This window comes from Nonomuraea sp. NPDC049378, from assembly GCF_055586745.1.
The window spans coordinates 312,288-325,489 of sequence record NZ_JBVJHP010000007.1; the positions used below are offsets into that span (position 1 = coordinate 312,288).

Annotated in this window: 14 protein-coding genes; 5 read left to right on the forward strand and 9 right to left on the reverse strand. The window is 69.7% G+C overall.

What is annotated here, in order from left to right:
- Positions 1 to 130 precede the first annotated feature (130 nt).
- Together ACZ6SA_RS17780 and ACZ6SA_RS17785 are read left to right on the forward strand one after the other, a co-directional pair.
- Entirely contained in the window at positions 131 to 1,126 is a 996-nt protein-coding gene (locus ACZ6SA_RS17780; protein ID WP_465828987.1) for a DUF1702 family protein, read from the forward strand.
- A 111-nt stretch (positions 1,127 to 1,237) separates the two neighbouring features.
- Positions 1,238 to 2,560 carry an MFS transporter gene (locus tag ACZ6SA_RS17785; RefSeq protein WP_465828989.1) on the forward strand — a complete coding sequence of 441 codons (1,323 nt, stop codon included), beginning with the start codon at positions 1,238 to 1,240 and terminating at the stop codon, positions 2,558 to 2,560.
- Here ACZ6SA_RS17785 and ACZ6SA_RS17790 read toward each other — a convergent pair.
- Entirely contained in the window at positions 2,557 to 3,186 is a 630-nt protein-coding gene (locus tag ACZ6SA_RS17790) for a class I SAM-dependent methyltransferase (protein WP_465829098.1), read from the reverse strand. The genes ACZ6SA_RS17785 and ACZ6SA_RS17790 overlap by 4 nt on opposite strands.
- Positions 3,187 to 3,271: 85 nt before the next feature.
- On the opposite strand from ACZ6SA_RS17790, the gene ACZ6SA_RS17795 reads away from it, so the two are divergent.
- Genes ACZ6SA_RS17795 through ACZ6SA_RS17805 form a run of 3 tightly spaced genes read left to right on the forward strand, consistent with a single transcriptional unit; the run spans position 3,272 to position 5,060 of the window.
- Entirely contained in the window at positions 3,272 to 3,724 is a 453-nt protein-coding gene (locus tag ACZ6SA_RS17795; RefSeq protein ID WP_465828990.1) for a pyridoxamine 5'-phosphate oxidase family protein, read from the forward strand.
- Positions 3,721 to 3,912: a ferredoxin gene (locus tag ACZ6SA_RS17800; protein ID WP_465828992.1), complete on the forward strand. Its 192-nt coding sequence runs from the start codon at positions 3,721 to 3,723 to the stop codon at positions 3,910 to 3,912. Before ACZ6SA_RS17795 ends, ACZ6SA_RS17800 begins: the two co-directional genes overlap by 4 nt.
- A gap of 59 nt (positions 3,913 to 3,971) precedes the next feature.
- A complete protein-coding gene (locus tag ACZ6SA_RS17805) occupies positions 3,972 to 5,060 on the forward strand; it encodes a Zn-dependent alcohol dehydrogenase (protein WP_347645502.1) in 1,089 nt (362 codons plus the stop codon).
- Between the two features lie 98 nt (positions 5,061 to 5,158).
- Here the strand turns inward: ACZ6SA_RS17805 and ACZ6SA_RS17810 are convergent, their stop codons facing one another.
- From ACZ6SA_RS17810 to ACZ6SA_RS17845, 8 genes are all read right to left on the reverse strand, one after another.
- A complete protein-coding gene (locus ACZ6SA_RS17810) occupies positions 5,159 to 6,052 on the reverse strand; it encodes a hypothetical protein (RefSeq protein WP_465828993.1) in 894 nt (297 codons plus the stop codon).
- Positions 6,053 to 6,133: 81 nt separating this feature from the next.
- A complete protein-coding gene (locus ACZ6SA_RS17815) occupies positions 6,134 to 6,523 on the reverse strand; it encodes a peptidase inhibitor family I36 protein (RefSeq protein WP_465828995.1) in 390 nt (129 codons plus the stop codon).
- 55 nt (positions 6,524 to 6,578) lie between these two features.
- Positions 6,579 to 6,977, reverse strand: a complete 399-nt coding sequence (locus ACZ6SA_RS17820) for a peptidase inhibitor family I36 protein (RefSeq protein WP_465828997.1) — start codon at positions 6,975 to 6,977, stop codon at positions 6,579 to 6,581.
- Positions 6,978 to 7,462: 485 nt separating this feature from the next.
- Positions 7,463 to 8,464 carry a sugar phosphate isomerase/epimerase family protein gene (locus ACZ6SA_RS17825; protein ID WP_347645508.1) on the reverse strand — a complete coding sequence of 334 codons (1,002 nt, stop codon included), beginning with the start codon at positions 8,462 to 8,464 and terminating at the stop codon, positions 7,463 to 7,465.
- Positions 8,465 to 8,467: 3 nt separating this feature from the next.
- On the reverse strand, positions 8,468 to 9,631 hold the full coding sequence (locus ACZ6SA_RS17830; RefSeq protein WP_347645509.1) for a Gfo/Idh/MocA family protein: 1,164 nt from the start codon (positions 9,629 to 9,631) through the stop codon (positions 8,468 to 8,470).
- Between the two features lie 11 nt (positions 9,632 to 9,642).
- Positions 9,643 to 10,689, reverse strand: a complete 1,047-nt coding sequence (locus ACZ6SA_RS17835; protein ID WP_347645510.1) for an ABC transporter substrate-binding protein — start codon at positions 10,687 to 10,689, stop codon at positions 9,643 to 9,645.
- Complete coding sequence (locus ACZ6SA_RS17840) at positions 10,686 to 11,717, reverse strand: ABC transporter permease (protein WP_347645512.1); 1,032 nt, start codon at positions 11,715 to 11,717, stop codon at positions 10,686 to 10,688. Before ACZ6SA_RS17840 ends, ACZ6SA_RS17835 begins: the two co-directional genes overlap by 4 nt.
- Positions 11,717 to 13,201 carry a sugar ABC transporter ATP-binding protein gene (locus ACZ6SA_RS17845; protein ID WP_465829000.1) on the reverse strand — a complete coding sequence of 495 codons (1,485 nt, stop codon included), beginning with the start codon at positions 13,199 to 13,201 and terminating at the stop codon, positions 11,717 to 11,719. The genes ACZ6SA_RS17840 and ACZ6SA_RS17845 overlap by 1 nt, the downstream gene beginning before the upstream one ends.
- Position 13,202: the final 1 nt, after the last annotated feature.

Genomic DNA, 13,202 nt, shown 5'->3' on the forward strand with positions numbered 1-13,202 from the left:
CTGGTACTTCGGCGGTCCACAAGGCCTTTTGCGGGTTCTTTGCCGGGGAAATCCGGTGCGCCGCCGATGAAAGGCCCAATGGGGTAACTAGCTTCGTCAGTGGCCGGTACGAGACGTCTTCGGGGGAAGCGTGGGCGACACGGGCACAACAACGTTCTTGGACCAGGTCGGGACCGAGCCGACACTGTCTCCGGCGCGCGGATGGCGGAGGTTCCTGGCCAAAGACGCACGGGATTCCGATCTGGGCCGGCGAAGGTTCCGGCTCAGAGATGGAGCTTCTCCGACCGAATTCACCGATGCCGAAAAGTCGTACGTTCTCGGCTTCAACGCGGTGATGTCGCGAGAAGTCGAGAAGATCGAGGAAATGTCGGCTGAGCAGCGGCCCTTCGGCTACGAAGGGGCCGCTTCCGCCTGCACCGTCCTCGACCTTCTCACGCTGACCCGGGGCCGGCGCCTTCACGAGCTACTGGCCGGCCCCGCCCAGCACCACCGCCACGCCGCCTACCTCGGCGCCGGCCGCGGGTACGCGCTGCTGCGGCTGCGGCCCGTCAGGGGCGCCCGGCGCGCCCATCCGCTGCTGCGCTGGCTCGCCGTCGACGGGTTCGGGTTCCAGTGGAGCCTGGCCAGGGCGGACCGGATGGTGGGCGAGCGGATGATGCCCGACCTGCTCACCAGGGCTCACTGCGCGGTGTTCGACCAAGGGCTCGGGCGGCTGCTGTGGTACCACGACGGCGCCTCGGCCGGCGACCTCGCCGCCAGGATCGCCGGGTTCCCCGCGGGGCGGCGGGCCGACCTGTGGAGCGGGATCGGGTTCGCCGCCACCTACACGGGCGGGGCCGAGACCGACGAGTTGTGGTGGCTGGCCGAGCACGCGGGCGCCGACGGGTTCCGGGCACACCTGGCACAGGGCTGCGCGTTCGCCGTGGCCGCGCGGCTGCGTTCGGGAGAGCTGCCCGGCCACGCGGCGCGGGCCGTGCCGATCCTGGCCGGCACCGACGCGGAGGAGGCGGCCTCGTGGACCGACCGGGCGCTCATCGCGCTCGGGCACGAGGCGCACACGCACGAGGACTTCCGCGGCTGGCAGGCACAGATCCGCCGCTCGTGGACCCACCGCCTGCGCACCTGACCACCGGCACCCGCGCCGGCCCTCCCCTGGCTGACGACCGGCGCGAGTTCCGGGTCCGCACGCGCTAGCCTTCTCGGTCTGACCAGCAGGCCGAAGGGAAACAGCCCTCTCTTGATCCGCGACTTCATCAGCCCCGGCGGCACGACCGCGGCGCAGCGGCGGGTGCTCATCGGCGCCGGCACCGGCCAGTTCGTCGAGTTCTACGACTTCGCGATCTACGGCTTCTCGGCCGTGGCCGTCGCCGAGGCGTTCTTCCCTGGCGCGAACCCGGTGGCGAGCCTCCTGTCGGTCTTCGCCGTGTACGGTGTCGCCTTCGTGGCCCGGCCGCTCGGCGGCGTCTTCTTCGGCGCGCTGGCCGACCGCGCAGGGCGGCGGGCCGTCCTCTACACGACACTCATGTGCATGGGCGTCGCGACCGCGCTGATCGGGTTGCTGCCGACGTATGCGGCCGCCGGGACCGTGGCGCCCGTCCTGCTGGTCGTGTGCCGGCTGGTGCAGGGGTTCTCCGCGGGCGGTGAGGCGGTCGGCGCGCCCTCGTTCGTGCTCGAACACGCTCCGTTCGAGCGCCGCGGCACGTGGATCGCCGTCTCGGTCGCGGCCACGGGGGCGGCGTCCGTGCTCGCTCTGGTGTTCATCATGGCGGTCTCCGGAGTGCTGTCCGACACGGCGTACGCCTCGTGGGGCTGGCGCGTGCCGTTCCTGGTCGCCCTGCCGCTCTCCCTGGCCGGCGTCTACGTCCGCGGGCGCACCGAGGAGAGCCCGGTGTTCCGCGAGCTGGAGCGGGACAACACGATCGAGCGCCATCCCGTGCGCGGCAGCCTGCGCGGGAACGGGACCCGGCTGGGGCAGATCTTCGCCGTCATGGCCCTGTCCGGGCTCGGCTTCTACGTCCTCGTCGGCTATTTCGTCACCTCCCTGCAGACGGTCACCCGGCTGAGCCTGCTGGAGTCGCTCGTGGCCAACGCCGTCGCGCTGCTCTCCTTCACCGTGCTGCTGCCGATCGGCGGCAGGCTCTCCGACGCGTTCGGCCGCAGGCCGATGCTGGTCGCCGGCGCCGCGGCGGTCGCGGTGGTCAGCATGCCGGCGTTCCTCCTGGTCTCGAGCGGGTCCCTGGTCGCAGCGGTGGCCGGGCAACTCCTGCTCGCGGCGGCGCTGTGCGCGTACGGAGGCGGCAGCTACACCTTCTTCGTCGAGCTGCTCCCGCCGGCGACCCGCGTCACGGGCGCCGCCATCAGCTACAACGCGGCCCTCGCGCTCTTCGGCGGTACGGCCCCGTTCGTCTCCACCTGGCTGGTCGACGTCACGGGGACGCCGGTGGCGCCGGGCTGTTACCTGCTGGTCGTCGCCCTCGTGGCGCTCGCGGTGGCGCTCACGACGCCCGAGACGCGGACCGGCGCGGAAGCCGCGGGGGAAGGCGTACGGTCGCGCGGCTAGATGCCCTGGCCGACGCGCTCCAGCACGCGGAGCGAGCCGTGCACCGCCACCTCGGCGAACGCGCCCGACGCCAGCGCCCGCCGGTAGACCCGGTAGGGGCCCTGCCCGCCGTCGGCCGGGTCGGGATGGATGTCATGGAAGGCCAGCGCGCCGCCCTCCATCACGTGCGGCGCCCAGCCCTCGTAGTCGAGGGTCACCGGCTCGTCGGAGTGGCCGCCGTCGATGAACACCATGCCGAGCGGGGTGTTCCAGAGCCCGGCGACCCGCTCCGACCTCCCGACGACCGCGATCACCTCGTCCTCCAGGCCCGCCGCCGCGATCGTGGCCCGGAACGTCGGCAGGGAGTCCATCTTGCCGAACCGGAGGTCGACCAGAGTGGGGTCGTGGTGGGCCCAGCCCGGCTGGATCTCCTCGGAGCCCCGGTGGTGGTCGACGGTGACGACCACGGACCTCGCCTGCCTGGCCGCCGCGCCGAGGTAGATCGCCGACTTGCCGCAGTAGGTGCCGATCTCGCAGATGGGGCCGAGCGGGCCGTAGCGCAGGGCCGTCTCGAAGAGGGCGATCCCCTCTTCCCGCGGCATGAATCCCTTGGCGTGCTCGGCCGCGCGGAGCAGCTCTTGCGGCATGGTCATGGGCATGCACCCTAGCCGAACCGAATAACATTCCGTCGGGCTCTTGCCCGGTCCTTCTGCAACCTGTTCTACTTGCAACGTGAATCAGCGCGCTCGCATCGCGATGTCCGACGACGACGTCACCGCCTTCCTGGAGGCCGCAAGCAAGCTGCAGCTGGCCACCATCAACAGGGACGGCACGCCGCACCTGGTGACCATGTTCTACGGGCTCTCCGAGGGACGGATCGCCTTCTGGACCTACGCCAAATCGCAGAAGGCCCGCAACCTCGCCCGCGATCCCCGGGTGACCTGCCTCGTCGAGACCGGCGACGCCTACGACGAGCTGCGCGGCGTCCTGGTCTACGGCAGGGCCGAACGCCTCGACAACCGCGACCGCGTCATGGACGTCGGCATGACGGTCGCCCGCAGGACGACACCCGGCGTGCCGGACGAGCTGCTGCGCCCGTACGTCGAGAAGACCGGGCTCAAACGGGTTGCGTACGTCGTCGAGCGCACCAAAGTGGTCTCATGGGATCACAGGAGGCTCACATGAGAATCACCGTCGATGAGCTGGTCTGCGAGGCCAACGCCGTGTGCATGGGCCTCGCGCCCGAGGTGTTCGAGGTGGACGACGACGACCGGCTGCACATCCTGTTGCCCGCACCACCGCCCGAGGTGCAGGACCGCGTCCGCCACGCGGTGCGGTCCTGCCCCAAGGCCGCCCTTTCGCTGGAGGAATAGCCCGATGGGGGTTCACCGCCCCCAGCACCCCGCACACGTCCCACCGAGGAGGACTCCACATGCGCGCCGCGATCCTGCACGCCGTAGGCAACGACAAGCTCGACATCCGCGACGACGTCACCCTGGCCCCCGTCGGGCCGTCGGACGTACGCGTGCGCGTCAGGGCCACGGGCGTCTGCCACTCGGACCTGTCGGCCATGAGCGGCGTGCTCCCGCAGCCCGTGCCGCTCGTTCCCGGCCACGAGGGCGCGGGCGAGGTCGTCGAGGTGGGCGAGCACGTCACCTCCGTCAAGCCGGGCGACCACGTCGTCATCAGCTGGCGCCCGGCCTGCCAGGAGTGCGACCTGTGCGTGGGCGGCCAGCCGTACCTGTGCATGAAGTACGTGATCGAGTCCTTCAGCAAGGGCAACTTCCGGCTCGGCGGCGACGAGGCGACGGTGTTCGGGATGGCGGGGTGCGGCACCTGGGCCGAGGAGATCATCGTGCCGTGGCAGGGCGCCATCAAGATCGACGACGACGTGTCGTGGGAGGCGGCGGCCCTGATCGGCTGCGGCATCACGACCGGCGTGGGCGCCGCGATCAACACCGCCAAGGTCCGCCCCGGCTCCACGGTCGCGGTGATCGGCTGCGGCGGCGTCGGCCTGTCCGTCATCCAGGGCGCCCGGCTCTCCGGCGCGCGCACGATCCTCGCGGTCGACCCGCTGGAGTCCAAGCACGAGCTGGCCAGGAAGGTCGGGGCCACGCACGCGGTGACGCCCGAGCAGGTCCCCGAGGCGGTCGGCGAGCTCACCGGCGGCGCGGGCTTCGACTACGGGTTCGAGGTCGTCGGCAAGTCGGCCACCATCCAGAGCGCCTGGCAGGTCACGCGGGCGGGCGGCGACGTCGTCGTGGTCGGCGCGGGTGCGACGGACGACATGGTGTCGATCTCGGCGTTCAGCCTGCTGTTCGAGGGCAAGAACCTGCTGTCCAGCCTGTACGGCGAGGCGGACGTCCGCCACGACTTCCCCTATTTCGCCAAGCTCCACAAGGCCGGCAAGCTCGACCTGGAATCCATGATCAGCTCGCGCATCCGCCTGGCCGACCTGAACGACGCGGTCGCGGCCCTGCGCGGCGGCGAGGTCCTGCGCCAGATCGTCATCATGGACTGACGACCCCATCCGGCCCTGTTGGCGACCAGGGCACGGCGCTTATCCTTTCACGCAGCTTCTGGCCGTGGAAGGATAATCCGTATCCTTTCACGTCGGGGTCATTGGACCGACTGTCCGGCACCACCGCTGGAGGGTTCCTGGCTCGGAAGGCGCCGGGAGATGATGGACTCGGCGTCCTCCAGCCACCGGGACTTCCCGTCCGCGAGAGCCGCGAATTGATCGCGGTGCTCTCGCAGGCCGCGTTCCTGCAGCTCGCGTTCCACCCCTGACCAGACCGCGACCAGGCTTGAGCGCTTCTTGCACCGTACGTCGGCACCGGCGGTGCGGATCTCGTCGCCGGTCGGAGCGGGAGTCCGCCACCGGGGGTCACCCACCGCCTCGGCCGGATCGGAGTAGGAGAATCCCTGCTCGCGCATGCACGCGCTCCACTTCCGAAACGCGGAGAGCACATCCGGATGCTTCGCGGAGGTGTCGTAGGACTCCTGGTCGAGCCTTCTCAGCGCAGGGCTTTCCCCTTCGGCGGCTCCTTGGTTGACCCGGACGTAACCGTCCCTCATGCAACCGCTCTTGCCGTCCTCGCCGTAGGCGGCGACGTGCTCCTCCGAGGTGAGCCTGTCGTCGCGCGCCTGCCAGGCCTGCTCTTTCCGCAGTTCCCCCGGGTCACGCACGGGGTGGTAGCCGAATCGCTTCGCCGCCTCCTCCTCGATGACCCCGTACCGTCTGCGGTGGAGAGCGTCATCGACGTGGAACCGGGGCAACCTGGTCCAGGGCACGCCCTTGCCGCGCATGCAGGTCTCGACCAGCGTGTCCGCGGCATGGTCGAGCATGGCGGACTCATCAGCGCTCACCCTGTACGCGTCCAGCGGCAGGCGCAGCGCCCTGGCCTCGGGACCGGCGGGCAGAGCGGCCACCGCCTCACCCTCGCGGCTCTGGTCACCGCACCCGGCGAGGAACAGCGCACAACAGACAACCGTCACCGAACGCCAACGCATCCGTAGCTCCTTGATGGCGCCGGAGCGGGCCCGTCCGATGGGGAAGGAACGGGCCCGCTTTCACGCACTGGTCCACACGGCCTAGCCGATCTCCAACGATTCGGCGTTGTTGTCGAACGACGGGTTGCCGGAGTTCTTCGTCAGGTCGGCGTCAGAGGAGTACGGCCGCGCACGGTAGGACGTGCCCGAGTGAAAGCGGCCGCTCCACAGGCGGACGTTGTATCCGGTGTTGTTCTTCATAGAACTGGCACCGTTGTAGACGGACCGGTAGGTACCGCCCCATCGGTTGTTCGCCAGGTTACTGTCGCTCTTGCTGAAACAGGCCCGGCCGCCCTTGTAGTTGTCATGCTCGTAAAGACAGATGGACCCCGCAGCCGACGACGACCGGGAATCGGCGTGCACCGCCGCCACCCCAGGAGCCCCCACCACGGCAACCACAGCCAGCAAAGAGCCGACCACGACCTTCTTCATGAACGTCCTTTCCGTTACTGGCCGGACCTCGCCCGGCCGGTGAACGATGTATCCCTCATCCGTAATTGCGGAAGAAAACCCTGCTGGCCTTGTTGTCGAACGACTTCTGGCCGGAGTTCTTCGTCAGGTCCGCGTCCACGGAATACGGCCTGGCGATATAGCCCGACACTCCGCCGCTTCTGCTGTCGACGAGGTGTACGTAGTATCTGGTCCGGTTCTTCATCGAGCTCGCACCGTTGTCGACCGACCGACTGGTGCCGTGCCATCGATTGTTCCTCAGGTCCCCGTCACCTGTTTTGAAACAGGCCGCGCCGCCCTTGTAGTTGTCATGCTCGTAAAGGCAGAAAGACCCCGCAGCCGACGACGACCGGGAATCGGCGTGCACCGCCGCCACCCCAGGAGCCCCCACCACGGCGACCACAGCCAGCAAAGAGCCGACCACAACCTTCTTCATGAACACCCTTTCCGTTCTGCGCGCACGCCGAAAGGCCAGCCGGGACATCACCCAGGCTTTTCGTTCGGGAGTCGCGGGAAAATTCCGCCGGCCCTGATCCCGCTATGCCGACACGGAGGTCGCGCCGTCCAGACACGTGTCATGACCAGCGCGTGACAAAGACCTTATCGATAGGTGCGAACCGCTACGGCAGAATGCGAGGCCAAAAATGCCTCGTTTTAGGACAGCCCGGTGTCTCAGCAGGCCTCTTCCGGCCCGGGGTCTCAGGCGTGCGTGTACGGCCAGGCCTCCGATGTGGGCATCCGATCGGGGTGAGCGGCACCAGATCGATCGGTGAGAGTCGCGGGAGCGGCGGCGCGGGGTGACAGCCGTGTGGTCCGTGGCCCGGTGAACGGGTGGACGTGTTCCTGGAGGAAGGACGAGCTCCGCGTCCAACGGCAAGCGCGGCGCGCCGGCCGAGACCGGTGGCGCGCCGCGCGGAGGGGCTACTCGGTGGAGAAGGCTGCGTCGAAGGCCGTGGCCGGCGGGGTGATGGAGTTGAGCGTGCGGATGTAGCTCAGCGCCTCCCGGGCCCCGTCCAGCCGGTCCATGCCGGCGTCCTCCCACTCGATCGAGATCGGGCCGTCGTACCCGATGGAGTTCAGTGCGCGGAAGCAGTCCTCCCACGGCACGTCGCCCCGGCCCGTGGAGACGAAGTCCCAGCCGCGCCGCATGTCGGCCCACGGCAGGTGCGAGGACATGCGGCCCTTGCGCCCGTCGCCGACGCGCATGCGGGTGTCCTTGCAGTCGACGTGGTAGATGCGGTCCTTGAAGTCGAGGATGAACGCCACCGGGTCGAGGTCCTGCCAGACCATGTGCGACGGGTCCCAGTTGAGTCCGAACGCCGGCCGGTGGCCGATGGCCTCCAGCGTGCGCTGGGTGGTGTAGTAGTCGTAGGCGATCTCGCTCGGGTGGATCTCGTGCGCGAAACGCACGCCGGCCTCGTCGAAGACGTCGAGGATCGGGTTCCAGCGGTCGGCGAAGTCCTGGTAGCCGGCCTCCACCATCGAGGCCGGCGTCGGCGGGAACATGGCGACGGTGTGCCAGATCGACGAGCCGGTGAAGCCGACCACCGTGTCGACGCCCAGCAGCGCGGCGGCCCGCGCGGTGTCCTTCATCTCCTCGGCGGCGGCCTGGCGCACCGACTCGGGGTCGCCCTCACCCCAGATGCGGGCGGGCAGGATGGCCTTGTGACGCTCGTCGATGAGGTCGCAGACGGCCTGGCCGACGAGGTGGTTGGAGATGGTCCACACCTTGAGGCCGTGCTTGTCCAGCTGGGCGCGCTTCTGCTCGACGTACGACGGGTCGGCCACGGCCTGGGCGACGTCGAAGTGGTCACCGGAGCAGGCGATCTCCAGGCCGTCGTAGCCCCACTCCGCCGCCAGCCGGCACACCTCCTCGAACGGCAGGTCGGCCCACTGTCCGGTGAACAGCGTGACGGGTCGCATGTGTCAGTCCTCCACGTTCGTGTAGCGGCTGCCCTCAGCCGCGCTCTGCTCGACCGCGGCCAGCACCCGCTGCACCCGCAGCCCGTCGGCGAACGACGGCGTGGGATCGGCTCCGGTGGCGATCGCCTCCAGGAAGTCCTTGACCTCGTGGGTGAAGGTGTGCTCGTAGCCGAGCCCGTGCCCTGGCGGCCACCAGGCGCCCACGTAGGGATGGTCGGGCTCGGTGACGAGGATGCGCTCGAAACCGCCTCCGCCCGCGCTGAACCACAGCTCGTTCATGGCCTCGAAGTCGAACGCGAGGCTGCCGAGCGAGCCGTTGATCTCGATGCGCATGGCGTTCTTGCGTCCGGTGGCGAAGCGGGTCGCCTCGAACGAGGCCACCGCCCCGCCCGAGAGCCGGCCGATGAACAGCGCGGCGTCGTCGACGGTGACCTGGCCCGTGGCGGAGGTGCCGGTCGCGCCGAGCCCGGCCGACTCGGCCGCCAGCGGGCGCTCCTTGATGAACGTCTCCGTCAGCGCGGACACGCCCACCACGTTCTGTCCGGTGATGAACTGGGCGGCGTCGACGATGTGGGAGCCGATGTCGCCGAGCGCGCCGGCCCCCGCCTTGTCCTTCTGCAGCCGCCAGACCAGCGGGAACTCCGGGTCGACGATCCAGTCCTGCAGGTACTGCGCCCGCACGTGCCTGATCTCGCCGAGCCTGCCCTCCTCGACGTACCGGCGGGCGAGCGCGACCGCGGGCACCCGCCGGTAGTTGAAGGCCACCATGCTCTTTCCTGGGCTCTTGCCCGGCGCGGCCGCGGCGGCCCGCACCATGGCCTCGGCCTCGGTGACGGTGTTGGCCAGCGGCTTCTCGCAGAGAACGTGCTTGCCGGCCTCCAGCGCGGCCACGGCGATCTCGGCGTGCGAGTCGCCCGGCGTGCAGATGTCGACGATCTGCACGTCGTCGCGCCTGACCAGCTCTCTCCAGTCCGTCTCGACGGCGTCCCAGCCGAGCTGCGCGGCCGCCGCTTCTGTGCGCTCCTTCGACCTGCCCGCGAGCACCGCCATGCGCGGTGCCAGCGGGAGGTCGAAGAAGGCCCCCACGCTCCGCCAGGCCTGCGAGTGGACGCGGCCCATGAAGGCGTAGCCGACCATGCCCACGCCGATGGTGGTTCTGTCTGACATGCAACCCCCGATCAGGATTCGAAGCCGAGCGACAGGTACTTCTCGACGTTCTCCTTGGTGATGGTCTCGGACGCGAGTGTGATGGACTGCGGAACCTGGTTCTCCACCAGGTCACTCATGCCCTTACCCTGTGCTATCAGACGCGCGAGTTTGATCGCCGAGGAGGCCATCGTCGGGCTGTAGGTGACGGTGGCCTGCAACACCGAGGTGCCCGACTGGATCTCCTTCATCGCGTTCAGCGAGCCGGCCCCGCCGACCATGATGAACTCGTTCCTGTTGGCCTCCTTGATGGCGGCCAGCACGCCGACGCCCTGGTCGTCGTCGTGGTTCCACATCGCGTCGATCTTCTTGTGCGCCTGCAGCAACGACGTGGCCACCTCGTTGCCGGTCTCCACCGTGAACTGCGCGTCCTGCTTGGCGGTGACGCTGAACCCGTACGTCTTGAGCGCGTCGGCGAAGCCCTTGGTGCGGTCCTGGGTCAGCGGCAGCGTGGCGATGCCCTGGATCTCGACGATCACCGGGTTCGACACGCCCTTGTCCTTGAGCTGCTTGCCGATGAAGTGCCCGGCCGCCACGCCCATGCCGTAGTTGTCGCCGCCGACCCACGTCCGGTAGGCCAGCTTGTCGGGGAAGACGCGGTCGAGGTTGACGACGGGGATGCCCGCCTCGGTGGCCTGCAGCGCGACCTGGTTGAGCTGCTGGCCGTCGTTCGGCAGGATCACCAGCACGTTCACCTTGGCCGCGATGAGCGACTCGACCGCGGAGATCTGCTGGTTGATGTCGTTCGTCGGCTCGACCGGCTTGAACTCGACGTCGGAATACTGCTTCGCGGTGGCCTCGGCGTTCTTGGCGATGGCCGCGATCCACCCGTGGTCGGCCGCCGGCGCCGAGAAGCCGATCACCACCTTCTGGCCCGGCTCGTCGTTGCCGCTGGCCGCGGGGGCGGGCACGGCGGCCGCGCTGGTCGGCGCCGCCTCGGGCTCGTTGCTGGTGCAGCCCGCCGCTAAGAGTACGGCTCCGCCGACGAGGAATCCCCTGCGCGCGACGTTCTCACTCATGGTGCTCTCTCCTTCAGGTTCCGCCGCTGGAGAAGGACGGCGGCGACGATGATCAGGCCCTTCGCGATCAGCTGGTCGCTGGTGTTGAGCCCGTTGAGAATGAACAGGTTCGTGATGAGCGTGAAGATCAGCAGGCCCAGGATCGAGCCCATGATCGTGCCCCGGCCCCCGGTGAGCAGCGTGCCGCCGATGATGACGGCGGCGATGGCGTCGAGTTCGTACAGGTCTCCGTGGGTGGACGAGCCCGTCGTCGTACGGGCCATGATGAGGATGGCGGCGATGCCGCAGCACATCCCCGACAGGGCGTAGAGCAGCATCGTGTGCCTGCGCACGTCGATCCCGGCGAGCCTGGCCGCCTCGGGGTTGCCTCCGACCGCGTACGTCCGCCGCCCGAACGTCGTGCGGTTGAGCACCACCCAGCCGAGCACCACGACCAGCGCGAAGATGTAGACCAGCAGCGGGATGCCCAGCACGCGGGTGGTCGACAGCTCCACGAGGGCGGCGTTGTCGGCGTCGATGAGCTGGGTCTTGCGGTCGGACATGCGCTGGGCCAGGCCGCGGGCGGCGACGAGCATGGCGAGCGTGGCGATGAACGGCACGAGCCGCCCGTAGGCGATGAGCAGCCCGTTGACCAGTCCCGCCCCGGTGCCGACGAGGATCGCGCAGATCGCCATCACCACCGGCCCGTACGACTGCGTGGCCACCGTCGTCGCCCAGACCGACGCCAGAGCCATGACGGCGCCCACCGACAGGTCGATGCCGCCACCGATGATCACGAACGTGGCCCCGACCGTGATCACGCCGATCGTGGCGGCCAGGGACAGGATGCTGACCAGGTTGGAGGCGGTGGCGAAGTTGTCCGGCCGGGTGACCAGGCCGACGACGACCAGCAGCGCCAGCGCGCCGAGCAGGCCGAGATGCCGCATCTCGCCGAGGCCGCCCAGCGATCCCAGCCCGGGTATGCCTCCGCGCGACGGCCCGCCGCCTCCCGCGGCCGACGGCGCCTGCGCTTTCGTGGGCTCGCTCATCACGCCGCCCTCCCATTCATGATCATGTCGAGTACGCGGTGCTCGTCCAGCCCGGCGGCGTCGCCCTCGTGGATGACGCTCCCCTCGCGCAGCACCAGCACGCGGTCGGCCATGCCGAGCACCTCGGGCACCTCGCTGGAGACCAGCAGCACGCCGATGCCCTGCTCGGCCAGGTCGCGGATCACCGCGTACAGCTCGGCCCTGGCGCCCACGTCCACGCCTCTGGTGGGCTCGTCCAGCAGGAGGAGTTTGCGGCTGCCGAGCAGCCAGCGGGCGAGCACGGCCTTCTGCTGGTTGCCGCCCGACAGGGTCCTGATCGGGCGTTCTGGGTCGGGCGGCCGGATGTCCAGCATCTCCGCCAACCGCTTGGCCTCCTCCCGCTCGCGTTTACGGTCGAGCCAGCCGAACCGGGCGAATCCCGGCAGGCTGCCCAGCGTGATGTTCGCGGTGACGCTCTGGTCGAGGAGCAGCGCCTGGGCCTTGCGCTCCTCGGGCGCCAGGCCCATGCCGCGGCGCACCGTGCCGACGACGCTGCGGCGTACCGGCCGGCCGGCGAGCAGCACGCGGCCGGTGGCCGGGCGCGCGCCGTACACCGCTTCGAGGATCTCCGAGCGCCCGGAGCCGACGAGGCCGGCCAGCCCGACGATCTCGCCCGCGCGCACGGAGAACGAGACGTCGGAGAAGACGCCCGGCGAGCTCAGCCCTTCGACCTCCAGCACCTCCTCGCCCGGCGACCTGCCCGCCTTGGCGGGGAAGACGTATTCGACGTTCCTGCCGGTCATGAGGGAGACGATCTGCGTGGTGGGGGTGTCGCGGGCGGACAGGCCGACGGCGACCGTGCGGCCGTCCTTCAGCACGGTGACCCGGTCGCCGATCTCGCGGATCTCCTCCAGGCGGTGCGAGATGTAGACCACGGCCACGCCCTGGGCGGTGAGCTCGCGGATGATGCGGAAGAGGTTGGCGACCTCGTCGTGGGCGAGCGCCGCCGACGGCTCGTCCATGATGATCAGGCGGGCGTCGTGGGAGAGCGCGCGGGCCATCGAGACGACCTGCTTGGCCGCCGGCGACAGCCGGCCGACCTCGGCCGACGGGCGGATCTCGCCGTGACCGAGCCGTTCGAGCACCTCGCGGGCGGCGCGCCGGGCGGCCGGCCTGTTCACGAAGCCGAAGCGGGCGTGCTCGTGGCCGAGGAAGATGTTCTCGGCCACGCTGAGCCCGTCGACCAGGTCGAGCTCCTGGTAGATGGTGGCGAAGCCGAGCCTGATGGCGTCGATCGGGCTGCTCGGGCGCACCTCGGCGCCGTTGAACACGATCGTGCCCTCGTCGGGCTGGTGCACTCCGGCCAGCACCTTGATCAACGTGGACTTGCCGGCGCCGTTCTGGCCGAGCAGGCAGTGCACCTCGCCCGCCCGCACGTCCAGGTCGACGCCGTCCAGCGCGCGCACGCCGGGGAACTGCTTGACGATGCCCTTCATGACCAGCATC